The organism is Nonomuraea sp. NPDC051191 (assembly GCF_044455665.1).
Lineage (GTDB): Bacteria > Actinomycetota > Actinomycetes > Streptosporangiales > Streptosporangiaceae > Nonomuraea.
In genome coordinates, this window is record NZ_JBITEZ010000026.1 from 102,417 (window position 1) to 128,609 (window position 26,193).

Annotated in this window: 15 protein-coding genes; 8 read left to right on the forward strand and 7 right to left on the reverse strand. The window is 74.5% G+C overall.

Annotated features, from left to right (window positions below; genetic code table 11):
• Positions 1-38 precede the first annotated feature (38 nt).
• Both ACIA8R_RS48095 and ACIA8R_RS48100 read right to left on the reverse strand, forming a co-directional pair.
• Positions 39-3,023, reverse strand: a complete 2,985-nt coding sequence (locus ACIA8R_RS48095) for a BTAD domain-containing putative transcriptional regulator (protein WP_397044634.1) — start codon at positions 3,021-3,023, stop codon at positions 39-41.
• A gap of 152 nt (positions 3,024-3,175) precedes the next feature.
• Positions 3,176-9,190, reverse strand: coding sequence for a phospholipase A2 (locus ACIA8R_RS48100; RefSeq protein ID WP_397044636.1), 6,015 nt, complete (start codon positions 9,188-9,190; stop codon positions 3,176-3,178).
• Between the two features lie 280 nt (positions 9,191-9,470).
• On the opposite strand from ACIA8R_RS48100, the gene ACIA8R_RS48105 reads away from it, so the two are divergent.
• The 5 genes from ACIA8R_RS48105 (at position 9,471) to ACIA8R_RS48125 (ending at position 14,825) form a co-directional block, all read left to right on the forward strand.
• Positions 9,471-11,234, forward strand: coding sequence for an ABC transporter ATP-binding protein (locus tag ACIA8R_RS48105; protein ID WP_397044638.1), 1,764 nt, complete (start codon positions 9,471-9,473; stop codon positions 11,232-11,234).
• A complete protein-coding gene (locus ACIA8R_RS48110) occupies positions 11,231-13,015 on the forward strand; it encodes an ABC transporter ATP-binding protein (RefSeq protein WP_397044640.1) in 1,785 nt (594 codons plus the stop codon). Before ACIA8R_RS48105 ends, ACIA8R_RS48110 begins: the two co-directional genes overlap by 4 nt.
• Positions 13,012-13,392, forward strand: coding sequence for a VOC family protein (locus ACIA8R_RS48115; protein WP_357705800.1), 381 nt, complete (start codon positions 13,012-13,014; stop codon positions 13,390-13,392). Before ACIA8R_RS48110 ends, ACIA8R_RS48115 begins: the two co-directional genes overlap by 4 nt.
• A 42-nt stretch (positions 13,393-13,434) precedes the next feature.
• Positions 13,435-14,265, forward strand: coding sequence for an NAD-dependent protein deacetylase (locus ACIA8R_RS48120; RefSeq protein ID WP_364098331.1), 831 nt, complete (start codon positions 13,435-13,437; stop codon positions 14,263-14,265).
• 272 nt (positions 14,266-14,537) lie between these two features.
• Positions 14,538-14,825 (forward strand): YchJ family metal-binding protein, encoded by a 288-nt coding sequence (locus tag ACIA8R_RS48125; protein ID WP_357705802.1) that lies wholly within the window; start codon positions 14,538-14,540, stop codon positions 14,823-14,825.
• On the opposite strand, the gene ACIA8R_RS48130 is transcribed toward ACIA8R_RS48125, so the two are convergent.
• The 5 genes from ACIA8R_RS48130 to ACIA8R_RS48150 form a co-directional block, all read right to left on the reverse strand.
• Positions 14,795-15,859: a DUF917 domain-containing protein gene (locus tag ACIA8R_RS48130; protein WP_352329660.1), complete on the reverse strand. Its 1,065-nt coding sequence runs from the start codon at positions 15,857-15,859 to the stop codon at positions 14,795-14,797. The two genes, ACIA8R_RS48125 and ACIA8R_RS48130, sit on opposite strands and share 31 nt — an antisense overlap.
• The gene (locus tag ACIA8R_RS48135) at positions 15,852-17,369 is read right to left on the reverse strand and encodes a hydantoinase/oxoprolinase family protein (protein WP_364098327.1); all 1,518 of its coding nucleotides are present in this window, start codon (positions 17,367-17,369) and stop codon (positions 15,852-15,854) included. The genes ACIA8R_RS48130 and ACIA8R_RS48135 overlap by 8 nt, the downstream gene beginning before the upstream one ends.
• 91 nt (positions 17,370-17,460) lie before the next feature.
• On the reverse strand, positions 17,461-18,780 hold the full coding sequence (locus tag ACIA8R_RS48140; RefSeq protein ID WP_357705804.1) for a cytosine permease: 1,320 nt from the start codon (positions 18,778-18,780) through the stop codon (positions 17,461-17,463).
• 101 nt (positions 18,781-18,881) lie between these two features.
• Complete coding sequence (locus ACIA8R_RS48145; RefSeq protein WP_357705805.1) at positions 18,882-20,198, reverse strand: hydantoinase/oxoprolinase N-terminal domain-containing protein; 1,317 nt, start codon at positions 20,196-20,198, stop codon at positions 18,882-18,884.
• Positions 20,195-21,262, reverse strand: coding sequence for a DUF917 domain-containing protein (locus tag ACIA8R_RS48150; protein WP_397044644.1), 1,068 nt, complete (start codon positions 21,260-21,262; stop codon positions 20,195-20,197). The genes ACIA8R_RS48145 and ACIA8R_RS48150 overlap by 4 nt, the downstream gene beginning before the upstream one ends.
• 89 nt (positions 21,263-21,351) lie before the next feature.
• Between ACIA8R_RS48150 and ACIA8R_RS48155 the strand changes: the two genes are divergently transcribed.
• From ACIA8R_RS48155 to ACIA8R_RS48165, 3 genes are all read left to right on the forward strand, one after another.
• Positions 21,352-22,770, forward strand: coding sequence for a PucR family transcriptional regulator (locus ACIA8R_RS48155; protein WP_397044646.1), 1,419 nt, complete (start codon positions 21,352-21,354; stop codon positions 22,768-22,770).
• An 87-nt stretch (positions 22,771-22,857) separates the two neighbouring features.
• Positions 22,858-23,793 (forward strand): alpha/beta fold hydrolase, encoded by a 936-nt coding sequence (locus tag ACIA8R_RS48160; RefSeq protein ID WP_397044648.1) that lies wholly within the window; start codon positions 22,858-22,860, stop codon positions 23,791-23,793.
• A 103-nt stretch (positions 23,794-23,896) separates the two neighbouring features.
• Positions 23,897-25,900 carry a M14 family zinc carboxypeptidase gene (locus tag ACIA8R_RS48165; RefSeq protein WP_397044650.1) on the forward strand — a complete coding sequence of 668 codons (2,004 nt, stop codon included), beginning with the start codon at positions 23,897-23,899 and terminating at the stop codon, positions 25,898-25,900.
• The last annotated feature ends 293 nt before the right edge of the window (positions 25,901-26,193 follow it).

Consider the following 26,193-nt stretch of genomic DNA (forward strand, 5'->3'; position numbering starts at 1 on the left):
CGCCTGGGGAGAGCAGGCAAGCAGGCGGGCCGCCTGGCTCAGCCCGGCTGAGGGGAGCCGGCGAGTTCTTCGGCCTCCAGGCGGGCCGAGGCCGCCGCCGCGTGGTCGCCCGCCGCCGTGTACGCCTCGGCCAGGCTGCCCAGCGCCCCCGCCAGGAACTCCTGCCACCCCCGCGTGCGCCACAGCCGCACCGACTCCTCCAGGTGCGTGACCGCCTCGCCCACCCGGCCCTCGGCCAGGTCCACCCCGCCCAGCACCCACAGCGCGTCGGCCCGGTGGTGGGCCAGCCGGTGGGAGCGGCTCAGCAGCTCGGCCGCCTCGGCGACCGCCCTGGCCCGCGGGTCGTGGTGCCCGGCGTACAGCTTGGCCAGCGCGACCAGGCCCATCGCCTCCAGCAGCGGGTCGCGGATCTGCCGGTAGATGGCCAGCGCCCGGACCATGTACTCCAGCCCGGCCTCGAACTCCTTGGCGTGGGCGTGGGCGAGCCCGAGGAACTGCAGGGTCGTGGCCTCGAAACGCGGGTTGCCGAGCTTGGTGGCCAGGTCGAGGCCGCGCAGCAGGTGGACGATGGCCATCTTGATGTCCCTGGTGCCGTAGGCCACGGCCATGCACACGTGCGCCCTGGCCTCGCCGCCCTGGTGGCCGCTGCGTTCGGCCAGTTCCAGCGCGAGGCGGCCCGAGCGCAGGCCCTGCGCCATGTCGCCCCTGGCGGCCTCGCCCCAGGCGCGCAGCACGTACGCGTCCGACAGGCCGCGCCGCTCGTCCAGGTCGGTGAACAGGGCGATGAGTTGTTCGGCGCCGTCGTACTGGGCGGCCATGGCCTCGCCGGTCTCGGTCCAGGTGGTGGCGTGCATGAGGCCGCGCCTGATCACCGCCTCACCCAGCCGGTCGCCGGCGGCCAGGCACGCGGCCAGCACCCGCTCGTGCAGCGCCCGCCAGTCGTCGAACAGGCCGCTCACGTCGAAGTAGCGCTCGGCGCAGCAGGCGGTGTCCCAGGCGACCTCGGCCAGGCCGAGCGCGCACGCCTGCCGGATCGCCGCGACCAGCGCGGTGCGTTCGGTGTCGAACCAGGCCATCGGGTCCTGCCGGATCTCCCACGGCGTGCCGTCGGGCGAGCTCCAGCGCGCGGCCGAGCCGTGGATGATGGCCGAGGAGCTGCCCTGGACGCGCTCGGTCGCCTGCTCGGCCAGCGCGAGCCAGCCGCCGAAGGCCCGGCCGAGCGCCGCCGCGACCGCCTCGGGCCGGTCCTCCAGCTCGGCGCGCTCGCGGGCGTACAGGCGGACGAGGTCGTGGAAGCGGTAGCGCGGCTGCCCGGCCGGGTCGACGCCGCTGATCAGCACGAGCTGGCTGTCCACCAGCGACTCCACCAGCTCCTCGCCCACCGGTACGGGCACGTCCAGCAGCGCGCCCGCCACCCATCCGGCGAAGTCGGGCACCTCCAGCGCGCCGAGCAGCCGGAAGGCCCGCCGCGCGGCCGGTTCCAGCCCCACGTAGCTGAGCGCCAGGCTGGCCCGGACCGCCAGGTCGCCGGTCGCGAACTGGTCGAGCCGCCGCCGCTCGTCCTTGAGCTGGCCGGCCAGCCGGGTCAGCGGCCAGTGCGGCCGGGCCACCAGCCGGGCCCCGGCCACCCGCACGGCCAGCGGGATCCCGTCGGAGAGCCGGACGATCTCCGCCGCCGCCTCGGGCTCGGCCTGCACGCGTCCGGCGCCGGCGATCCTGGCCAGCAGGCGCACGCCCTGCCGCAGGTGCAGCACCGACAGCTCGATCAGGGCCGCGCCGGACAGGCCGCTCAGCCTGGCCCTGCTGGTGATGACGACGGCGCAGCCGGACGTGCCGGGCAGCAGCGGGCGCACCTGCTGCTCGGAGGCGGCGTTGTCGAGCACGATCAGCATGCGCCGCTCGGCCAGGCTGCTGCGGAACAGCGCGGCCCGCTCGTCCACGGTCTCGGGCAGGGTGGAGCGCGGCACGCCGAGCGCGGTGAGGAAGGCGGCCAGCACCTGGCCGGGGTCGGCGGGGTTGGCCTCGGCGCCGTGCAGGTTCGTGTGCAGCTGGCCGTCGGGGTAGTGGCGGGCGATGCGGTGCGCGGCGTGCACGGCCAGCGTGGTCTTGCCGACGCCGCCCATGCCCGCGATCACGCACATGCGCACCTGGCCGGGGCCCTGCGGCGGTTCGTCGCCGAGGAGGGCGGTGAGCTGGGCGAGCTGCTCGTCGCGGCCGGTGAAGTCGGAGATGTCGGTCGGGAGCTGGGCGGGCGGCCGCGCGGCGGGCGTCGCGGCGCCGGCGGGGGCCGGGTCGAGGGTGCCGGTGAGGATGGCCTGGTGCAGGCGGTTGAGCTCGTCGCCGGGGTCCAGGCCCAGCTCGGCGGCGAACACCCGGCGGGCCTCGCGGTAGGTGGCCAGCGCCTCGGCCTGCCGTCCTGACCTGGCCAGGGCGAGCATGAGCTGGCGGCGCGGGCGTTCGCGCAGGGGGTGCTCGGCGACCAGCTCGGTCAGCTCCGCGATGAGCACGGCGTGCAGGCCGCGGGCCAGGTCCGCCTCGATCCGCTGCTCCAGCGCCGCCAGGCGCTCCTCCTCCAGGCGGCGGGCGTGGTCGCGGAGCCCGGCGGTGAGGTTCAGCCCCGCGTACGCGGGGCCGCGCCACAGCTCCAGCGCCTGGCGCAGTAGCGCGGCGGCCCGTTCGTGGTCGCCGCCGGTCAGCGCGGCGCCGCCCCGGCCGGCCAGGGTCTCGAAGCGTTCGGCGTCCAGCTCGCCCGGGTGCACGGCCAGGACGAAGCCGGCGTCGGTGCGGGTGATGCGGTCCTGGCCGAGCGTGCGGCGGAGCTGGTGGACGTACAGGCGGAGGTTGTCGGCGGCGGTGCGTGGCGGGCGCTGCTGCCACAGGGCCTCGATGAGGGTGGCGGGGGAGACCGGGCGGCCGGCCCGGCACAGGAGCTCGGCCAGCAGGGTGCGCTGCTTGCCGACGCCGAGCGGCAGCGGCCCTTGGTCACCCGAGACGTGAAGCGGCCCAAGTACGGCGAACTCCATCGCGCTCCCGGCAAGGACGTTGGTGCACAAGGAAGATCAAAGCTGCTTCAATGTGCATCAACGTCCGACTCCCGTCAACCCTGTGCCGACCGGGAGAAAAGGGCACCGGCGGGAGCCTTTCGTGGTAGCTCCCGCCGGTGGCTCATCCTAGGTCACGGGTGGCCGAAGGCGACCACCGAAAGGAAGTACGCGTACGCGATGCTGCGACATGTCCCCTTGAAGAAGTAGTGGGAGCAGACGCCCCAGTAAAGGACGTAATAGAAGATGTAGTCCACCTGGTACTTGCTATGGACGTACCCCATGTTGCGCAGGGCGTACCCGTAGTCGTGCATCATGCACGCCTGGCGGAAGTCGTAGCCGAGCGGCTTGTCGGGGGACTTGGTGCAGTAGTCGTAGTACACGCCGCGCACCCACCAGCCGGCCGGCGTCTTCTTCCACTGCACGTAACGCCAGCTCCCGTGGTAGTAGGCGTAGCTGACGCCGCAGTGGTTGAAGGCGAAGTGCCAGAAGTTGGTGCACCAGTACCACTTCTTGCCGTCCAGGTCGGCGTTGGAGGTCGGCGACTGGTTGGCGTAGTCGTAGGCGTTGGCGCTGCCGCCCTCCACCGGGTCGGTCTGCAGGAACCGTCCCAGCTTGGGCTGGTAGAGCCGGACGCCCATGAGGATCGTGCCGTCGGGGGTGTCGGCGGCCCGCTCGGCCGCGCCGTGCCAGCCGTACCGCATCGCCGGCTGGCCGGCGCGCGGGTTGCCGAACTCGTCGAAGTCCAGCGCCAGCGGCACGCCGCCGGCGTAGACCACGTTGATGTCGTCGTGCAGGTTCGTCAGTTGCAGCCGCACGTCCCCGGTCGCCGAGGTGACCGCGGCCAGGCCGCCGGAGATGGAGTGCACGTTCCTGGTGACGGCGCCGCCCTCCACGACCCAGGCGGGCGTGTCGTCGTCGGCGTCGAAGTGCTCGACCCGCTTGCCGGCCGGGCTCCACGTGCCGCCGGACAGCTGCTCCAGCGTGGTGGTGTTGCGGCGCAGCTCCGGGTCCAGCGTGTACGACTGTCGCACCGAGCCGGACGTCATCTGCCTGACCAGGTCGGTGGTGTAGTACTCCGCCTTCAGCCCGGCCGGCGTGGCCGTCGTGCGGCCGTAGGCGTCGTACTCGTAACCGGCGTCGGCCAGCCGGTCGCCGCCGTCGTAGGCGTGGTTCTCGGTGACCGCCCCCGAGCCGTCGCAGGCGCTCGTGGTCAGCCCTGTCCTGTTGGAGTTGGCGTCGTAGCCGTAGGCCCGGCGCGAGCAGGTGCCGCTGACGGTGTCGTCCACCGAGGCGATCCTGCCCAGCTTGTCGTAGCCGATCTTCTGCGCGGACAGCCCGTTGTGCGTGACCTGCTGGCCGTGGATCGACCAGGTCACCGAGTCGTCCAGCAGCCGCACCCCGGCCGCCGTCTGGTAGACGCGGGTGGAGGGCGCGCCCGACGGGTCGCGGGTGAGGTCGTAGGAGATGCCTCCCGGCAGGTTCTCGTGGCTGATCGAGCCGTCGACGGTGTACGTGGCGGTGAACGTCCCGGCCACCGAGTCGGTCATGGTGGCCAGCGCGCCGCGCACGTCGTCGTAGGCGTAGGTGACCGTCGAGGGGGCGCCGTCGGTCTTCTTGGTGATGCGGTCGAGGGCGTCGTACTCGACCCTGGTCACGCCGCCGTCGGCGTCGGTGTAGGCCGTCTGGCGGCCCAGCGCGTCGTACTCGCGGATGATCACGGTCCCGTTGGAGGCCGTGGTCCTGACGGCCCGTCCGGCCGCGTCGTAGGTGGTGCTCACCTCTGGCACCGCCGTGCCGGCCCCGCCGCTCACGACGGTCTTGACGATGTCGCCCGCCGGGTTGTACGTGGTCGTCGTGGTCCTGGTCACCCCGTTGGCCGTCTCGGTCACCGACGACACGCGGCCGCCGGGCTCGTAGGCGTACACCTTGGTGACCAGCTCGGCCGGACGGGTGCCGTTGTCGCCGACGCCCGTCTTCGACTTCGTCCGGCACAGCTGCCCGGCCCACTCGGCCCTGCCGCCGCACGCGCCGGTGCCGTCGGAGGTGTAGTACTCGCTGGTCGTGGTGCCCGCGTCGTCGCCGGACGACTTCGGCATCGTGGTGGCGACCACCCGGCCGTCGGAGTCGTACACGGTCGTCTTGGTGATCGCCAGACCGCCGGGGTCCTCCACGGTCTTGACGCTCTTACCGGTGTTCCAGTCGTAGTACGTCCGGTTCGTCCGCACGTCGGCGTCGGAGGCCGCGCCGGGCACGTACGCGCCCACCGCGACTGTCGTGGCCAGGTTCGACACCTTGGCGTCGGCCGGCCGGCCCTCGTCGAAGGTGTTGACCGTGTGCTTCCTGGCCGCGGCCTGCGTGCCGTTCAGCGTGACCAGGTGCAGCGGGCCCAGCTCGGAGACCATCCGCTGCCCGTCGGAGCTGTAGGCGGACTCCTCGGCCAGCAGCCGCGCCCGGTCGGCGGTCGAGGCGTTGAGCAGCCCGAGCCGGGTCAGCTCGGTCCCGGCGTTCGGCGACTGCCCGAGGGCGAGCGCCCTGTTGCCCGCCGACAGCGACAGCACCGTGTTGCCCTGCGCGTCGTACTGGCTGGTCGAGACCGCGCCGCCGGGCTCCACCCGGTTGACCGTCTGGCCGGAGGCGTTCAGGTAGGTGATCGTGGCGCGGCCGTAGTCGGAGGCGGCCAGCCCGCCCCGCCCGGTGTGGTTGGCCGGCACCTGGTCGGCCGGGAAGATCGCGGTCGCGTCCACCGGGGAGTCGCTCTGCCCCCAGGCGGCCGTGGCCGTCTCGCCCAGCCCGTACGGCGCCCCGGCCCCGCTGATCGGCACGTCGTAGACCACCGACGTGACCGCGGTGCCGTTCGTCTCGCTCGGCGTGCCGGGCCGCAGCGTCGGCCGGGAGACGGCCAGCAGCATGCCGTCCGCGGCGGTGTCGGCGTTGCCCGCCTTGCCGTAGGTGAACGTCCACGGCAGCTCGCCCGGCGGGGTGTAGCGGTTCACCCGGCCGCCGAGGTCGTAGTCGTAGCGCGTCCTGATCTCGGGGGTGGCCGGGTTCCACTGCTCGCGCAGGCGGCCCAGGTCGTCGTAGCGGTACTCCGACAGGCCCATCGGCGCGCTCGCGCCGCCCTCCCACAGGCTGATCGCCTTGACCTGCCCGGCCACGTCGCCGAGCTGCGCGCCCGCGGTCGTGGTCGTGGCGTAGTCCAGCTTGATCAGCCGGCAGCCCTGGGGCAGGCTCGCCAGCGTGTCCACGTCGCAGTCGGCCTGCGTGTACGACGGCGCGATGATCTTGACTGGCCGGGCCAGCGCCTTGCCGTCGGAGCCGGTCACCGACTGCCACACGAACGCCGTGCTGCCCTTGCCGCTGGCCGGGTAGACCGCCCGCACCAGATAGATCGGCGCCGCGGCGTCCACCTTGGCGAACACCGTGCGCTCGGCCGAGTTCGTGTCCGACAGGGTGTAGCGGTCGGCCGCGGCGTCGAAGGTCAGCTTCAGGCTCGCCGCGTCCTGCTGCGGCTCGTACGAGCCGTCGGCGTTCTTGGTGAAGGCCAGCGCCGAGCCCTCGCCGCTCAGCTCCACCGAGGTGGAGGAGGTGGCCCGGAGCTGGGCGAACGTGCCCTGGCCCGACTGGGCGAGCCCGGTCGGCGTCCACTCGGTGCCGAAGACGGCCGCCACGCCCGGCAGCGCCGAGCCCTTGCGCGGGTCACGCGAGGAGAACGAGCGCATCAGGCCGATGCCGTACACATTGGCGTCGGTCGCGGCCATCCTGAAGTCGCCGGTGAGCGTGTTGACCGAGCCCGGGCCGACCGGCTGGGTGGAGGCGCCCTCGCCGTCCCGGTCCACGACCAGGTCCACCGGCTGGGAGGCGGCCGTGCCCGAGGAGCTGGTGAACTCGGCCCTGATCTCGATCGAGCCGTCCTCGGTCAGCGTGTGCGTGGTGTCCCAGACCAGCTCGGGCGAGGCGCCCGCGCTCATCGCCACCGGCCAGGCGACCGCCGACCCGTCGGACTTCCTGCGCACGTCGGCCGCCGGCACCTGGTGCCAGGAGTCGGCCTCGCCGCGCCGGTAGGAGAAGGTGACCGCGCTCAGCCCCGCGCTGCCCGTCGCCGCCAGGACCGTCCGGCGGGCGGTGGACTGCCCGTCCTTGGGCGAGGTGACCGCCGAGCCGCCCGCGTTGAACGCGTACGTCGTCGCCTCCGACAGGTTGCCCGCCTTGTCCTTGACCCACGCCTTGAGGGTGTGCGGGCCGTCGGCGGGCGGCGTCCAGCTCACGGTGTGCGGGGAGCCGCTGCTCGCCGCCGACTGCTGGGTGCCGCCGTCGAAGGACCACGACACCGAGGACACGTCGGCCGAGGCCGGTGTGATGGTGAACTGGCCGGCCTGACCGGCGCCCTTGGCCCACGCGTCCTCGGGGTAGTCGCCGGAGGACACCTCGGGGGCGGGCGGCGGGGCGGCGTCCACCGTGAACGCGAACCAGGCCGACCAGGGGCCGTAGTCGGTGCCGTCATGGGAGCGCACCCGCCAGGCGTAGGACGTGCTCGCCAGGGCCGTGCCGACCTTCCAGGACGCGGTGGCGCCGTTCGCGACGTTCGCGGCCGAGCCGCCGGTCACCTTGGTCGCGTGGTCGGCCGTCCAGACCTCGAAGTCGGCCCGCTGCGCCTGCCCGTCGGCGTCGCTCACCTTGGCCGACAACGTCGGCTGCGCCGCGCCCACCATGGCCGGGCTGGCGCACACCGAGCAGGGCGCGACGGCCAGGGCCGACGGCGTGCCCGGCAGCGAGTTGTAGGTGATGGCGATGTTCGGGTTGTTGGCGAAGCGCTTCCAGTAGTAGTTGTCGGTCTCGCTCCCGGCCTTGACCATGAAGGTGACCGACGTGCCGTTCGCGCTCACCACGCTCTGCACGGCGCTGGTGACGTCCCAGCCGACCCAGGCCGCCGGGCAGGTCGACGCGCCGCCCTGACCGGCCGACGACCAGCCGTAGGCGACGTTCTTGGCGCCGACGTTCAGGTTCGAGGCGGGCTGGTTGTTCCACGTGGTGCCCGAGCCGACGGCGGCGGTCCTGTGCAGCTCGACGTTCCGCGCCGAGCAGGACCAGGCCCACGTCTCCTTGATGTTGAAGGTGGCCGCCGTGATGTGCTTGCCGGCCAGGCCCGACAGGCCCATGTTGAAGAACGAGCGCCGCTTGTAGCCGCCGCCGTTGCTGGTGCCGGCCGTCGCGTCGTTCGTCGAGTTCCAGTACGCGCTGGTGGGATAGGCCGAGTCCACGTACGTCCAGCCGGACTTGGCCGAGGTGAAGCTCGGGTCGATCGTCACCGGGAAGACCGTGGCGGGGTCGGCCAGCAGGGCGGCGTCGGGGGTGACGCGCAGCTCGCGGCCCGACAGCCGCACGCCCATCCTGGCCCGCCGGCCCGGCTGGGCGGCCAGCGCCGGGGTGGCCGGGTTGCGGGTCATGGCCGACTCGGTGGCGGCGTCCCACATCTCCGGGGGCGCCGAGCCGAACACCGGCTCGCCCTCGGCGTCGAGGATCGAGACGTTGCCGTGCTTGTCGGTCCTGGCCTCGCCCTTCTTCACCGACGTGGCGAACGTCAGCTCCTTCAGCGCCGGGTTCGCCGCCGCCTGCCGGGTCTTGACGACGAGCTTCTCGGCGAAGCCGTCCACGTCCGCGGTCAGCACCAGGTCCACGCCCGGCAGCACCTCGGGGTAGGTGGCGGTGGCGCCGTCCAGCACCGGCTTGGGCAGGGCGCCGAGCGGCGCGCCGAGGCTGAGCCGGGTGCCCCGCTCGGTGGCGGTCACCAGCGGGCCGTCGCCGCCGCCGGAGAAGCGGTAGGAGACCGCGGCGGCCTTCGGCGCCACCGTGCCGTCCTGGTCCAGGGCGAGCGTCGGGTCGGCGGGCACCCACGCCTCGCCCCGCCTGACCCGGACCGGGCGGTAGCGGTGCTCCTGGGTGACCGTGCCGGCCGGGTTGACGAAGAACTCGTCGGTCTCGGTGGTCAGCGAGACCGCCTTGATCCGCTTGCCGCAGACCGTGGCGGCCAGCCGGGCGGAGATCTCGGTGGGCATCTCGTCCGGGCAGACCGCGGTCGCCGCGGCCTTGGCGGGCGCGGGCGGGGCGGCCCGCGCGGGGAGCGGCGCGAGGGCCGTGGACGTCAGCAACAGGACGAGGATCGGCGGTAAGGGAGTCAGCCGCCTGCGTTTCTTCAACACCGTCCAACCTCCGCGGGGGGTGTAAGGCTGTTCGGTGCTCAGCGTGATCAGCGGCTGTATAGGCGGCGTATAGATCCCGTAGACGGCCGAAAACCCGTTGCGGCGCGGCGCGGGCGGCTGTTGTACTTCCCGGCGGCACCAGTAACCGGCCGGAGGAGCGGCACGATGAGAACAGCGTTCATGACCTTTCAGCACAGGAATCCCACCTATTCAGAGGGCATGACGCTTCTTGACATCTCCGCGTACCGAGACGTTTCCGCATGTAGATAGACCCGCCCGGCAGGCGCTGCGCCACCTGCTCCCCGGCCCGCGCGCCGCGCTCGCGCTGGCCGCCGCCACCGCCGCGGCCACGGCGTTGCCGCTGGCCGCGCCCCAGATCACCCGCCGCTTCGTCGACGACGCCGCCGGCGGCGCCGGGCTGCGCCACCTGATCCTGATCGCGCTCGGCTACCTCGCCCTGGCCGCCGCCGGTCAGGCCGCCCGCATGGCCACCGCGTGGCTCGCCGGCCGCCTGGCCTGGGATGGCACCAACCGCCTGCGCGAACACCTGGCCGGGCATGCGCTCGGCCTCGACCTGGCCTTCCACGCCCGCCACTCGCCCGGCGAGCTGATCGAACGCGTGGACGGCGACGTGGCGGCCGTGGCCGCCTTCGTCGTCGCCTTCGTGCTCGACGTCGTGGCCGGGCTGCTGCTGCTGGCCGGTGTGCTCGCCGTCGTGTTCACCGTCGACTGGCGGCTGGGCGCGGCGCTGCTGGCGTACTGCCTGGCGGCCGGGCTCGGGATGGCCGTCGCGCAGCGGCTCGCCGTGCCGTCGGCGACCCGGTCGCGGGAGGCGAGCGCCGCGCTCTACGGCCACCTCGAAGAGCGGCTGGCCGGGGCCGAGGACCTGCGGGCCAACGGCGCCGGTCGGCACGCGCTCGGCCGCTTCCACCAGGTGGCCGGGGCGTGGTTCCGCGCCGAGTGGCACGGCTCCCGCATCGCGGGCGGCCTGCTCGCGGCCACGAACGTGGCGTTCGCGGCCGGGACCGCGCTGATGCTCGCCCTGGCCGCCTGGCTGCTGGACGCGGGCGCGCTCACGGTCGGGGCCGCCGTGCTGCTCTTCCAGTACACGATGATGATCCGCACGCCGTTCGAGCGGCTCATCGACCAGCTCAGGCAGTTCCAGGGGGCGCTGGCCGGGTTCGCCCGCATCGGCGCCCTGCTGGCCGAGCGGCCCGCGCTGCCCGCGCCCGCCGCGCCCCGGACGCTGCCCGCCTCCGGCGCGCTCGCCCTGCGGCTGGACGACGTGAGCTTCGCCTATCCCGACGACGGCGAGACCACGCTGTCGGGCATCACCCTCACCCTGGCCCCCGGCGAACGCCTGGGCCTGGTGGGACGCACCGGCAGCGGCAAGACCACCCTCGCCAAGTTGCTGCTGCGCCTGTACGACCCGACCGGCGGCACGGTCGCGCTCGGCGGTCTGGACCTGCGCGAGGCCGACCCGGAGTCGCTGCGCCGCCGGGTCGGCGTGGTCACCCAGGACGTCCGGCTGTTCGCCGGCAGCGTCCGCGACAACCTCACCCTGTTCGGCGCGCTCTCCGGTGACGACGACGACCGCCTGCGGGACGTGCTGGCCGGGGTGGGGCTGGGCGGCTGGCTGGCGGCCCTGCCCGGCGGGCTCGACGGCGAACCCGGCGGCCTGTCCGCCGGCGAGGCGCAGCTGCTCGCCTTCGCGCGGGCGTTCCTGGCCGACCCCGGCCTGGTCATTCTCGACGAGGCGTCCAGCAGGCTCGACCCGGCCACCGAACGGCACGTCGAGGACGGCGTACGGCGGCTGCTGGACGGGCGGACCGGCGTGCTCATCGCCCACCGGCTCTCCTCCCTGGCCCACGTGGACAAGGTCGCCGTGCTGGACGGCGGCAAGCTCGTCGAGTACGGCCGCCGCGCCGACCTGGCCGCCGACCCGCACAGCAGGTTCGGCAGGCTCCTGGACGCCGCGGGGGTGAGCCGATGAGCCCGCGCCGGGCCCTGGGCGTGACGGGCCGCCTGATCGGCTTCGACCCGCGCCTGTACGTGCTCCAGATCCTGCTGTGGCTGCCGGTCCACGTGCTCCCGCTCGGCGGCGGGCTGGTGCTGCGGCAGCTCTTCGACCAGGTCAGCGGGCACAGCCCGGCGACGTTGCGCCAGTCGTTGTGGCTGTGCGCGGCGTTCGCGGGCGTCGAGTTGCTGCGCGGCGTCGTCCTGACGTTCGCCTGGGCCTACGGCTCCTACTGGTGGGACGCGGCGGCCACCCTGCTGCGCGCCAACGTGCTGGGCTCGGTGCTGACGGCGCGCGGCCCGGTCGCCGCCCGCCTGCCGAGCTCCCCGGGCGAGTCGCTGGCCCGGCTGCGCGACGACGTGGCCGAGCTGGTGGAGCTCGCCGACGAGTCGGTCCCCCTGGCCGGAGGCGTGCTGTTCGGCGGGGCGGCGCTGGCCGTCATGGTCTCGATCGACCCCGTCGTCACCGTGACGCTGGTCGTGCCGATGCTCGCCATCGGCCTGCTGAGCAGGCTCATGGGACGGGTGGTCGGGCGGCGGCACCAGCGGGCCAGGGAGCTGGGCGCGGGCGTGACGGCCTTCGTCGGCGAGCTGTTCGGCGGCGTGCTCGCGATCAAGACGGCCGGGGCCGAGCGGGCGGCGCTGGACCGGCTGCGTACGCTCAACGCCCGCCGCCGCGACGCCGCCGTACGCAGCCGCCTGGCCACCGACCTGATGGAGGCCGCCACGGGCACCACGGTCGAGCTGGGCGTCGGCGTCGTGCTGCTGCTGGCCGCCGGGGCGATGCGGCGGGGCGAGTTCACCGTGGGCGACCTGGCGCTGTTCACCAGCTACGTCGGCTGGCTGACGGCGCTGCCGCGCACGATCGGCTCCGTCCTGTACCGCCTGCCCAGGGCGGAGGTCTCGGCCGAGCGGCTGACGGCGCTGCTCGCCCCGCACCAGGACGCCGCCGACCTGACCCGCGACCGCACCCTCCACCTCCGCCACACCCCACCGCCCCCTCCTGCGGAGACGCCCCCGGTCGGCGAGGTGCTGGAGGCGCGGGGGCTGACCGTGCGGCACCCCGGCGGGCGCGGCGTGCACGGCGTGGACCTGACGCTGCCGCGCGGCACGTTCACCGTCGTCACCGGGGCCGTCGGCGCGGGCAAGACCACACTCGTGCGCGCCCTGCTCGGCCTGCTGCCGCTCGACGCCGGGACGATCACCTGGAACGGCCGCCCGGTGCCCGACCCCGGCTCGTTCCTGGTGCCGGGACGGGCGGCGTACGCGAGCCAGATCCCGCGCCTGTTCTCGGAGACCCTGCGCGAGAACCTGCTCCTCGGCCTGCCCGCGGGCGACGATGACCTGGGCCGGGCGCTGGAGCTGGCCGCCTTCGAGGAGGACCTGGCCGCCATGCCGGACGGCCTGGAGACCGTCGTCGGCCCCCGGGGCGTGCGCCTGTCCGGCGGCCAGGCTCAGCGGGCCACCTCCGCCCGCGCCCTGGTCCGCGCCCCCGAGCTGCTCGTCGTGGACGACGTGTCGTCCGCCCTGGATGTCGGGACCGAGAACCTGCTGTGGGAGCGCGTCGCCCGGCACGGCCCCGCCACCCTGCTCGTGGTCTCCACCCGCCGGGCCGCGCTCGAACGCGCCGAGCAGGTGGTCGTCCTCGACCGGGGCCGCGTCGCCGGTCGAGGGACGCTGCCGGAGCTGCTGCGCACCTGCCCCGAGATGCGCAGACTATGGAACGGGGAAACGATCGAGGAACGAGGGACCACATGAGGATCGACCGCTTGGACCACCTGGTGCTGACCGTCGCCGACGTCGAGGCCGCGGTGCGCTTCTACACCACGGTGCTGGGGATGGAGGCGGTGACGTTCGGAGAAGGGCGGCGGGCGTTGGCCTTCGGGCAGAGCAAGATCAACCTGCACGAGGCCGGCCACGAGTTCGAGCCGAAGGCCGCCCGGCCCGCGCCGGGGAGCGCCGACCTGTGCCTGATCACCGCCGACCCCATCGAGACGGTCATGGACGAGCTGGCCGCCCACGGCGTCGGCATCGAGGAGGGCCCGGTGGAGCGCACGGGCGCGCTCGGTCCTATCCGGAGCGTCTACCTGCGCGACCCCGACGGGAACCTGGTCGAGCTCAGCAACTATCTCTGACCGGGCATCATGGATGGTGTGCAAGAAACTGCGACAGCACCCGTGACGGCGCCCGTGACGTCACCGGCGATCGCGTCGCTGACCGAGCTGGTCTCCGGCGGCGGCGTCGTGGTGCTCAGTGGCGCCGGGCTGTCCACCGAGTCGGGCATCCCCGACTACCGGGGGCCGACCGGGCGGTCCCGGCGCGCCGAGCCGATGACGTACCAGCGCTTCACCGGCAGCGCCGAGGCGCGCCGCCGCTACTGGGCGCGCAGTCACGTCGGCTGGCGGCAGATCGGCCGGGCCGCGCCCAACGCCGGCCATCGCGCGGTGGCCGAGCTGGAGCGGCGCGGCCTGCTGGCCGGCATCGTCACGCAGAACGTCGACGGCCTCCACCAGGCCGCCGGCGCCGGCCGGGTGATCGAGCTGCACGGCGGCCTCGACCGCGTCGTCTGCCTGTCGTGCCGGGAGCGCACCCCGCGCGCCGAGCTGGAGCGCCGGCTCAGCGCGGCCAACCCGCGCTGGGCCGCCGAGGGCCACGCCAACCCCGACGGCGACGCGGCCCTCACCGACGCGCAGGTCGCCGGGTTCCGGGTGGTCGACTGCGGCTCCTGCGGCGGGCTGCTCAAGCCCGACGTGATTTTCTTCGGGGAGAACGTGCCGAGGGATCGGGTGGCGGAGTGCTTCGCGCTCGTGGACGGGGCGCGCTCGCTGCTCGTGCTGGGGTCGTCGCTGGCGATCAGGTCGGGGCTGCGCTTCGTCACCAGGGCCGCCGAGCTCGGGCTGCCCGTCGCCATCGTCAACCAGGGCCCCACCGGCGCCGACGCCGACGCCACCCTCCTGCTCGACGCCCCGCTCGGCGCGACCCTGACCGAGCTGACCGCCCGGCTCTGACCCCACACCCGCACCCGGCGGACCGCAGGGCGGCACGGGAGGGGCCGGCGCAGGGCCGGCGCGGGGCCGGCGCGGGGCCGGCGCGGGGCCGGCGCGGGGCCGGCGCGGGGCCGGCGCGGGGGCGGTGCGGAACGGCGCAGGGGCGGTGCGGGGGCGGCACAATGGGGGGCATGCCTCCTCGTCCATGCCCCTGCGGTCTGCCCGCGTCCTACGCGGACTGCTGCGGGAGATACCACCGCGGTGAGGGGTCGGCCCCCACCGCGGAGTCGCTCATGCGGTCCAGGTTCAGCGCGTTCGCCGTGGGGGACGAGTCCTACCTCATGGCCACCTGGCACCCCGCCGACCGCCCGGCCCGCCTCGACCTCGACAGGAAGGTCGCCTGGGTGGAGCTGGAGGTGCTGGAGAGCACCGGCGGCAGCCCCGTCCACACCGAGGGCACCGTGCGCTTCCGCGCCCACTTCGTCAACCGGCGGGTGCCGGGCGTGCTCGACGAGCACAGCAGGTTCGTCCGGCTCGACGGGCGCTGGGTCTACGCCGGGGTCGTCGCGAGCGGCCGGTAGTCGCAGTCGTAGCCGAAGTACCGCGGCCCGGCCAGCTCCAGCCCGCCCGGCGACGTCCAGCGCGGGTCGCAGGGCACGGCGATGACCGTGACGCGCAGGCCGTAGCGCATGGCCTCGGTGGTGACCGGCTCGCCCGAGTCGGTGTCCAGCACGCAGATCAGGTCGGGCGTGGTGGCCACGATCTCGCCGTCCCGGCGGGCCAGCAGGTGCTCGTTCTGGAAGCTGAGCTCCAGCGTGCCGGTGCCCTCCAGGCGGGCCTGGCCGCGGGCGAAGCCGCCGGTCGTGCGGCGCTCCACGTCCACGACCTTGCCGGTGAACAGCTTCAGGCCGCCCAGCACGTCCAGGGCCGCCGCCACCGGGTCGGCGTGGCCCGCGCGGGCCAGCCGCACGGCCCGGCCCAGGTCCTCGGCCAGCGTCAGCGTGGCCGGCACGAGACCGTCGCGCAGCTGGTCGCCGCGCATGACGGTGTCGGCGCAGGAGACCTGGCAGCCCATCTGCACGCACGCCGCCCGCGCCAGGCGCTCGGCCCACACGTTGGAGACCGTCTCCAGCACCAGCGTGTTGCCCTTGTCGTCGGCCAGGGCCATCGGCGTGTTCGGCACGCCGATCAGCGTCGGCAGCACCATCTGCGCCTCGGGGAAGGCGCGGCCCATGGCGTCGCCGTCCACGATCGGCAGGCCCGCCTGCGCGGCGGCGGCGATCGGGATCATCGAGTTCACGCCGCCGACCTCGATGGGCACGATGTGCGTGGCCGGACGCCCGAGCACCGCCTCCAGGGCGCGCAGCGCGGTCAGCTCCTCGGTGCCCGCCGGCAGCTTCTCCAGCAGCACGGTCGGCGCGCCCATGCCCGAGACCGCCACGACGGTGGCGTCCGCGGGCACCTCGTCGATGGCCACCAGCGGCACTGGACCGTGCCTGCGGATGGCCTCGCGGGCCAGCAGCTTGCCCACGTACGGGTCGCCGCCGCCGCCGGTGCCGAGGATGCCGGCCCCGCGGGCCATGTCGTCCAGCCGGTCGATTCCGATCTCACGCATCGATCTTCTCCAGGTCCAGGTCGCCGACGGCCTTCACCCTGATCCGGGTGGCGTCGCCGGGCAGGTAGGCGAGCGGCAGCTCCTCCACGTCCACGATCCGCACGCTGCCCGCGCGGGCGCCGCCGCGCTCGGCGCGGATGATCGCCTCGCTCTTGGCCTCCTCCAGGATGCGCTCGCGCGGGCCGGAGAAGACCCGGTCCACCTCGCCGCCGACCTGGGCGATGGCCGCGCCGACCGCGTTGGCCACCTCGAAGTGCGCCGGGCGGCGCACGTCGTCGAAGCCCGGCAGGTCCTGGATGAGCACGCTGCCGCCGCCGACCAGCACGACGGGCAGCGGCGCGGACGAGGTGCGCATGCGGTCCACCGCCTCCGAGACGCGCTCGGCGATGAGCTTGAGCGGGCGCTGCGGGTCCACGTGCGCGACCTTGGCGCGGTCGCCGATGTCGGCCAGCCCGGCGGCCACGGCCAGGTCGGTGGCGGTCAGCGTGCCGCCGCCGAACACCAGCGCCTCCTCGGTCAGCCGGTAGCCGACGCTGCGCGGGCCGGTGGTGCCGTCCTCGGCGACCAGCGAGCCGCCGCCGATGCCGATCGACAGCACGTCGGGGATGCGGAAGTTGGTGCGCACCTCGGCGACCAGCGCCTCCCCGGCGGCCTCGCGCGGGAAGCCGCCGACCAGGATGCCCACGTCGGAGGTGGTGCCGCCGATGTCCACCACCGCGCAGTCGGTCAGCCCCGACAGGTACGCGGCGCCGCGCATCGAGTTCGTCGGCCCCGACGCGAACGTGGCCACCGGGTAGCGGCGGGCCTGGTCCACGTCCATGAGCGTGCCGTCGTTCTGGGACAGGAACAGCGGCGCGTCGATCCCGGCCACCCGCAGCGCCTCGCCGAAGGCGGCCACGGTGCGGTCGGCCAGCGGGCGCAGGGCCGCGTTCACGATCGTGGCGTTCTCCCTGGCCAGCAGGCCGACCCGGCCGATCTCGCAGGACAGCGACAGGTGCACCTCCGGGCCCAGCTCGGCGGCCAGGATCTCCGCGGCCTGCCGCTCGTGGGCGTCGCTCACCGGGGAGAAGACCGAGGAGATCGCGACCGTGCGCAGGCCGCGCCGCCTGATGTCGGCGGCGACGCCGCGCAGCTCGTCCGGGTCGGGGGCGGAGATGGGGGCGCCGTCGTACTCGCAGCCGCCGTGGCACAGGTAGACCGCGCCCTCGGCCGCCTGGCGCAGGCGTTCGGGCCAGTCCACCATCGGCGGCAGCGCGGCGGTGGCGGGCAGGCCCAGCCGGACGGCCGCGACCGGCTCCAGCCGGGCGGCCTCCACCAGGGCGTTGACGAAGTGGGTGGTGCCGATCATCACCGCGGACACCCGGGTGGCGCCCAGGCCGGCCAGGGCCGCGGCGACGCCGCCCGTGACGTCCGCGGTGGTGGGGGACTTGACGGTGGCCAGCACCTGGCCGTCGTCGCCGATGAGGGCGGCGTCGGTGTTGGTGCCGCCCACGTCGATGCCGATACGCATCAGGGAGGACTCTCTCTTCTCAGACGGTGAGGCTCAGACGGTGAGCGCTCAGGCGGTGAGGCTCAGACAGTGAGCGTTCGGACGGTGAGGCTCAGACGGTGAGCGCGGGCCGCTCGACGGGGACCTCGCGGGTGCCGCGGACCAGGCCGAGCCGGCCCGCGACGACGTAGCCCAGGCCCGCGAGGATCAGGGAGTTCAGGGCCGGGATGCCGATCCACTGGTAGTGGTCGCTGAGCCAGCCGACGAGCGCGGAGGCGCCCCAGATGACCAGCGTGGCGGGCACCCAGGTCGGCTCGGTCTCGGGCAGCGTGCCCGTGGCGCGCGAGGCGTCCAGCACCGGACGCCAGCGCCGCACCACGAAGTACTCGGCGACCATGATCCCGGCCACGGGCGGCGTGATGACGCCGAGGATCAGCAGGAAGTCGGTGAAGCGCTCCAGGATCCCGGCGGCGGCCAGCACGCTGCCCAGCACGCCGATGCCGACGGTGACGGCGACCCGGTTCAGCCGCACCCCGATCGTGGACTCCACGGCGTTGAGCAGGCCGAGCGCGGCGGAGTACAGGTTCCAGTTGTTGATCTTCACGGTGGCCGAGATGAGGACGATGACGCCGATCACGCCGGAGGACGCCGTGATGATCGCGATCACGTCCGAGGACTTGACCGCGTAGGCCAGGAGCACGCCGGCCAGGCCGAGCACGTACTCGCCGAGGGAGATGCCGACGAGGGTCTGCTTGACGACGTCGCCGGTGTTGCGGTTGAACCTGGTCATGTCGGGCGTGGTGACCGCGCCGATGATGTAGGAGCCGGCCACGATGGTGGCGCCGGTCGCGATGCTGATCGGCTCGCCGAACGGCGGCGACGCCACCAGCGACCCCAGGTCATGTCGCGAAATTTCCACCCACATCGCCCAGCCGGCCAGGCCGAGGAACGCCGGCACGGTGATGAACGCCGTCATCCCCATCGCCTTGAACCCCCGGATGACCAGCAGCGTCACGCCGATGCCCGCGATCATGGCCCACACCCAGAGCGGCAGCCAGGACATGATCGAGTGCAGGCCCGAGGCGAAGACCGCGGTCTGCACGCCGAACCAGCCGAACAGGCTCAGGGCGATGATCACCCCGATGATCGTGGAGCCGTACCGGCCGAAGCCGGTCCAGCGGGCGAGCATGGAGGTGGACAGGCCCTCGCGCATCCCGGCGATGCCGACGAAGATGCACACCACCTCCAGGATCACCGAGCCGAGCGTGAACGCCCAGAACGCGCCCCAGAACGACAGCCCGGCGCCGAGCGTGGCGCCCAGCAGGAACTGCGTCAGGTCGGAGAGCTGGCCGAAGCGTTGCACGGCCACGTTGAACCAGGAGTAGCGGGCCGATTGCGGCACCCGCTCCAGGGGGTAGTCGGAGTCGGTCATGGCGGTCTTCCTTCGCGTCGGGGGGGCGTGGCGGGGGCTCACGAGCGGGCGGTCACAGCAGGTGGTCTCAGGGCGGGCGGGTGGTCACAGCGGGCGGGTGGTCACAGGAGCGAGGGCGGCCCGGCGGCGCGGGCGCGCAGCCGGACGAACGGGCCGGGCAGGTAGGCGAGCGGGATCTCCTCCACGCCGATGAGCCGCACCCGCCGCGGATCGGCCCCGGCGCGGACGGCCGCCGCCCTGGCCTCCTCGGCCACGGGTTCGAGCGCCGCGGACAGCGCCGAGCGGTCGGGCAGGCGGACGATCCGCTCGTACTGGCCGCCGACCGGGCTGACCGCCGCGCCGATGGCGCCCGCGGCCGGCCCGTGCGCGGGATGCAGCCCTTCGGGCACGGCCTGCTCCCCGCCGCCCACGACCACGAGCGGCAGCAGCCCGGCGCCCGGTTGCAGCCGGTCCACGGCCTCGGCCAGCTCCTGCGGGTCGACCGGCCGCGGCACCCTGATCAGCCCGGGGATGCGCAGCCCGACGGGCACGCCGCCGATGTCCGCGCCGCCCACGGCCTCCTCGGGATAGCCGCCGGCCAGCACGCCGACGCGGACGCGGGCGGCGCCCACGTCGGCGACCACCGCGTCACCTAGTCCGGTCAGCGCGCCGGCGCCGCGCAGCACGCTCGCCGGGCCGCTGCCGAGGCTGAGCGCGGGATGGCGGGCCAGGTGCTCCAGGCTCATCAGCGTGCCGTCGCCGCGGGTCACGAACGCCGCCGCCCCCGGGCACAGGCCCGCCAGCGCGGCGGCCAGCCCGCCGGAGACCGCGCCCGCGAACCCCGACAGGGCGGCGTCCAGCACGGTCGCGTTCTCGCGTTCCAGCAGGCCGAGCGAGCCCAGGTCGGCCGACAGCGCGATCGGCACGCCGCCGCCCAGCTCCGACCGGACGATCTCGGCGGCCTCGCGCTCCTGCTCGCCGTCCAGGGGCGAGAACAGGCCCGCGACGGCGACGGCCTGCGCGATGCCCGCCACGCTCGCGGCGAAGCGGGCCACGGCGTCCCGGTCGAGTGGCGTGCGGTCCTCAAGGTCGAGGCCGCCGCCGCCGTCCACGACGGCGGTGCCCGCGTTCACCGCGGCGCGCAGGTCGGGCGGCCAGCCGGACAGCGGGCGCACCGCGGTCGCCGAGACGCCGGCGATGCGCAGCACGGCGACCCTGCGCAGCCCGGACCGCCTGGTCACGGCGGTGGCGGCGCCGCGCAGGCCGACGGCGACCTGGGTCGGCCCGCCGTCCAGGGGCAGGCGTCGCAGCGCGGCGCGCACGCTGGCCACCGGGTCACCGGGGATCGACGCGATCTTGACGGTGGCGCGCACGGCGCCGTCGTCGGCGACGACGGCCGCGTCGGTGTTGGTCGGCCCGACGTCCACCCCGGCCCTCACGTCCCCGCCTCCCGTTCGATGGGGGAGGGGCTGAAGGCCGTGCCCGCCGGGGTTTCCGGCGTCGCGGGAGCGGGGGAGGCGGCCGGTGGGGGAGGGGTGGCCAGGCCGGTGAGCCCGAACGCGGCGGGCCCCGCCAGCCGCAGCCCCTCGGGGGTGTGCCAGACCGGGTCGCAGGGCAGGCGCACCACGCTGACCCGCAGCCCGTACCGGACCTGCTCGGCCTGGACGACCTCGCCCGTGCGGGTGTCCAGCATCGCGATCACGTCGGGCACCACGGCCAGCGGGCGGCCGTCCTCGATGACGGCCAGGAACTCGCTGCCCGCCTGGATGCGGACCAGCCGCCCCTGGTCGGGCCCGAGCCCTTCGACGAGGATCGACCCGGCCGTCTCCGCGACCTTGCCGGTGACCAGCGGGTCGGGCAGCCGCGTCCCCAGGCGCACGGCCCGGGTGACCGAGCCGAGCGCGGTGGAGGCGGCCACCTGGCCGCCGCGCATGATGTACTCGCTGGTCGCGACCTGGCCGCCGAACGCCTCCAGCGACGCCCGTACCAGGCGTTCCAGCCAGCCGCCGGTCACGCGGTCGACGACGACGGTCCGGCCGCGCTCGTCGCACAGCACGGCGGGGGTGGGCGCGATGCCGCGCAGCTGCATCACCGTCTGGTCCATGCGGGGGAAGGCGCGGCTCATGCCGTCGGCGTCCACCAGCGGCAGCCCGACGCGGGCCGCCCAGGCCACCGCCAGGCAGCCGTTCGCGCCGCCGATCTCGCTGGCCAGCACCGCGCCGACGGGTGCGCCGTACAGCTCCTCGATCTTGTCGCGCAGGTAGACGGGCTCGTCGGTGCCGCCGACGCGCTCGGACATGACGGCCGAGGAGCCCGCGGTGCCCACGGGCATGACCAGCAGCTCGGGGTCCAGCTCGGCGGGCTGGACGACGCGCACCGGCCCGTGGTCCTCCAGCGCCTGCAGCGCCGCGGCGCGGGCGATGGTCACGGGGCCGCCGCCGCCCGAGCCGAGCACGGCGCAGCCGCGGGCGAAGGCGGGCAACAGCCCGGTGTCGAGGTCCATGCTGACGAGGTTACGAAGCCGCAGGTAAAGCCGGATGTTCCGGCAGCACCTTTTTGGCGGGCTTCGTGTGCCGATGGCACACTGATGGCATGTTCCTGCTGGAAGAGCTGCGCCCGCTGGCCGGGCCGGGCGTGCCGGCGGCGGCCTCGGGCGTGCGCCTGGTCGAGGACCTGGGCCTGATCGCGGGCCAGCCGCCGGGGTCGGTGCTGGTCCTGACGGGCGCAGCCTCGCGGCAGGCGGCCGGCTACCGGCTCGACGTCGCGCTGCGCGACGCCGCCGCGGCCGGCGCCGTGGCGCTCGTGCTCACCGCGGCAGTCGGGGAGAGCACGGAAAGCACGGGGAACGCGGTCGACCGGAGCGCCGCCGCGCTGGCCGAACGCGGCGGCGTCGCGCTGCTGGCGGGCGACGGCGACCTGGCGGAGCTGGTGGTGGCCATCGACCGGGCCATCGCGGGCGACGCCGCCGAGGCGCTGGTCCGTACGGCGCGTGCCGCCGAGGCCGTGGCCCGGGCGGGCGGCGTCCCCGAGCGCATCGCCGAGGCGGCCGGGGCCGCCCTGGGCCTTCCCGTCCAGGCCGACGGCGGCGCCTTCGCCGTCGGGGCGCACGACCCCGCCGGCACGCACTTCGAGCGGGCCGCCGGCATCGTCCTCAGGCTCGCCGCCCTGGCCGCCGCCGCGGGCCCGTCCGACGAGCTGCCCGGACGGTCCCGCGCCCAGCTCCTCACCGAGCTGCTGGTCGCCCCCGAGAAGCAGGCCCAGGAGCTGGCCCCCCGCGCCAGGGCCCTGGGCCTGCCGATCGACGACTGGCACGTCGTCCTGCGCCTGGAACCCCCGACGGACAGCGCGAGAGACACCGCCACGGACGACCCGGCGGACGGCGGCCAGGAACGCTACGCCCTGCTGGAGACCGTCGCCTCGCGGGCCGTGCGCGCGGCCCGCGAGCTGGGCGGCGCCGCCTGGAACGCCGCGCTCGCCGGGGACGCGCTCATCGTGGTCCGCAGCCAGCGCCGCGACCAGGGCAGGGCGGGCCTGCGGGAGGCGGTGCGCGACGCCGCCCGTCTGCTGGACCGGGTCCGCCCGGCGGGCGCCGAGCTGCGCTGCGGGGTCAGCACCGCCCACCAGGGCCTGGTCGGCCTGCGCACCTCCGCCTCCGAGGCGCGTACGGCCCTGCGCCGCAGCTCCCTGCCGCTGGCCACCTACGACCTGGCCGGTCTCGACCGGATGCTGGAGGAATGGTACGCCTCCGACGCCGCCCAGCACGCCGTCAGGGAACTGCTGCAGCCGATCCTCGACCTCGGCGGCGAGCGGGCCGCCCACCTCCTGGCCATCCTGCGCGCCTACCTCGACCACAACGGCTCGCCCGCCCGCGCCGCCGAGGAGCTGCACCTGCACCGCAACGCCGTCAGCAGGAACGTGCGCCGCATCGAGACCCTGCTCCAGGCCGACCTGGACGACCCCCGGCAGCGCCTGGCCCTCCAGCTCGCCTGCCGCGCGGCCTCCTCCCGCTGAAGGACGGTGCCCCGGGACCCTGCTCCCAGCCCGCGTTCGCCCGCCAGGACGAGGAAACCCGGCGGCCCGGTCCCTAGATTCGGGGACATGATCGTGAGAGCGCGCCGCCTGCTCACCTGGTTCGCCGGCCTGGTGCTGGCGGTCGCCTGCGCGGGCCTCGGCTACGAGACCGCCGCCCGCCGCGGGGACGCCGCGCGCTACCCGCCGCCGGGCCGTCTGGTGGACGTCGGCGGCCACCGCCTCCACCTGCGCTGCACGGGCTCCGGCGGCCCGGTGGTCGTGCTGGAGGCGGGCCTGGTCGAGTCCGGCGCGAGCTGGGAGGTGGTCCAGCGGCGGCTGTCCACCGGGCTGCGCGTGTGCTCCTACGACCGGGCCGGTTACGCCTGGAGCGAGGACGGCCCAGAGCCGCGCACCGCGGGCCGGGCGGCGGCGGAACTGCGCGCGCTGCTCGCCGCCGCGGGCGAGCCCGGTCCGTACGTCCTGGCCGGGCACTCCTACGGCGGCGAGATCGTCCGCCTGTTCGCCGCCCGGTACCGGGAGCTCACGGCGGGCGCGGTGCTGATCGACGCCACCGACGAGGGGGCCGCGGCGGCCATGCGGGTGTCCAGGCCGCTGGTGGCCGCCCAGCTCACCGCCAACCAGGCGCTGGCCAGGATCGGCCTGCTCCGGCTGGCGGGGGATCTCCTGGTGCCCGGCGACGCCACCCCCGCGGCCCGCGCCGCCGCCCCCGTCGTCTACGGGCCGGGCAGCATGGCCGCCGCCAGGGCCGAGGCGTGGGCCTCGCTCGACAGCGCGCGGGAGGTCGCCGACGCGGCGGCGGCCGAGCGCGGCGGGCCGCCGGTCGTGGTCGTCATCCCCTCCGGCGGGCCGCCGGACGCCCTGGACCAGGCCCGACGGTTGGCCGCCCGGTCCAGGCGCGGCCGCGTGGTCGTGGCCGGAACCTCCGAGCACTACGTGCAGTACCGGCAGCCGGATCTCGTCGTCGCCGCGATCCGGGAGATCGCCGCCTCCACCGGACGGTGAAACTGGGTCTTGCCGGTTCGGTCAAGTCGGCTTTCAATGATCGGGACACCGGTGATCCTGGAGGAGCCGAATGCGTGGCTTGAGGGCGTCCGCAGTCATTCTGATGATCGTCGTCTCGACGTTCCTCGCCTCCGGGCCGTCGTCGCTGCCGGCGGTGGCCGGGCCGGCCGACCCCGAGCCCGCCTCTCTGGTCACGCTGTCCGTGCCCGACAAGGCCGCGATGGAACGGCTGGTCGCCTCCGGCGCCGACCTGACCGAGCGGGTCCGTCCGCAGGCCGACGGCAGCGTCCAGGTGGACGCCGTGCTCACGGCGAGCAAGCTCGCCGAGCTGAGGTCGTTCGGCGTGGGCCTGGCGTCCGGCACGCCGCCCGCGGCCCGGCAGGCTCCGGCCACCGCCGCGCAGGACCAGATCGTCATCGAACGGGCCGTCTGGTACAAGTCCCGCGACGGGTACTTCCTGTCGGTCGAGGCGAGCAGCAGCGCGGGCGAGCCGGCCGCGCTCACCGTCACCTGGACGGGCCGCCGCGGCGCCACCGGGCAGGTCGCGATGGTCCCGTTCGTGGACGCCGGCGTCTACATGGGCCACCAGTTCAGCACGCCGGCCCCGGTGACGGTCGAGCCGCAGCGCGTCACGGTCACCTCGGCGACCGGCGGCAAGGCCGAGGCCCGCGTACGGGAGTGGCCCGACGGCGAACGCCCCGACCACCGGGCGCCGGGCTACCAGAAGGACTTCGTCACCCAGTACATGCCGCCCGCCCAGCTCAACGAGCGGATCCAGGCGCTGCACCGGCGCTACCCGTCGCTCACCGACGTCATCCCGCTGCCGAACCTCACCAACGGCTACCGCCGCCGCGCCCAGGCCCTGATCGGCACGCCGCCCGGCGCCGCCGTCGTGGTCACCTCCGACGCCTACGGCTCCGAGGGCGGCAACGACCTGTCCGTCGAGCTGGCCGCCCCCGGCGCGCCGGACCGGCCGCTGCAGGTGAGCGTGAACGGCAAGCAGGTCACGGTGAGCCTGGCCACCGACGGCTCAGGCACGCCGGTCAGCACCGCCGCCCAGGTCGTGGCCGCGGTCAACGCCACGGCGGGCACCGGCGTGAAGGCCGCGACGTACCGCACCGATCCGGGCGCGGGCGTCATGGCCGCGGCCCCCGCCACCCGGCTCACCGACTCGCTCAAGGCGCCCGCCGACGTCTCCCGCAAGCCCATGCGGGTGCTGGCCCTGCGTGTCGGCGTCCACCGGGACGGCTCGCGCACCGGCGTGCTGGCCTACGCCCAGGAGCACGCCAGGGAATGGGTGGCGCCGCTGGTCACCGTCGAGGCCGCCGAACGGCTGCTGCGCAACTACGCCCGCGACCCCGCCACCCGCAAGCTGCTGCAGCGCACCGACATCTTCATCGTCCCCACGGTCAACCCCGACGGCGCGAACTACAGCTTCTACGACTTCAACGGCCAGCGGAAGAACATGACCAACCACTGCCCGGCCGCGCAGTCCGACCCGGCGCAGCGCAACACCTGGGGCGTGGACGTCAACCGCAACTACGCCGTGGGCTCCCTGTCGGACGGTTACTTCGGCGCCTCGGCCAACTGCCAGAGCGGCACGTACGCCGGTCCGGCCGAGCATTCGGAGCCGGAGAGCCGCAACGTGATGTGGCTGGCGGACACGTACCGCAACATCCGGTTCGCCATGAACGTGCACAGCTACGGCGGGTACTTCATGTGGCCGCCCGGGGCGTACAAGCTGGACGGCCGCGTGGCGCTGCCCAGGCCGAGCGCCCAGGAGGAGGCGTACTTCATGCGTTCGGCCCGGACGATCGAGCAGGCCATCGCCGGCGAGCGCGGCACGGTGATCTGGCCGCAGCAGACCGGCCCGGTGACGGACGTGCTCTACTCGGCGGCCGGCAACTCCGCCGACGAGCTCTGGTACGACCACGGCATCTACGGCTGGGACTTCGAGGTCGGCGCCGACCTGTGGAACCCGGCGGCGCGGACGTGGGAGGGCGTGGGCTTCCAGCCGCCGTTCGAGGAGGGGCATGCCGAGGCGATGGAGTTCGCCGCCGGCCTGATCTCGCTCGTGGGGGTGGCGGCCGACTACCGCGAGCGGTGACCCGCCGCCCGACGTCTGCCGCCCGACGTATGCCCAGGTCATGAAGGGAATGGGCGGGGCTTGCCTGTCGTTTGCATACGCATACCCCGGTGTGCTTTGGCTGTGATTGAGGCTGTTTGCCGGGGGTTTACGGTTCAGAGGTAGATCATTGCCCGTTTTGGGGTGTTTGGTTTGTGTTTGTCCGTTTCTTGGGTTAACGTTGTACCCATCGGCGGGTGAGAGACCCTCTCTTGACCAGGGTCCGCCCGCGTTGCGCTCCACGTAGCGACCGACGGCCATCGCGCCCGGCTACG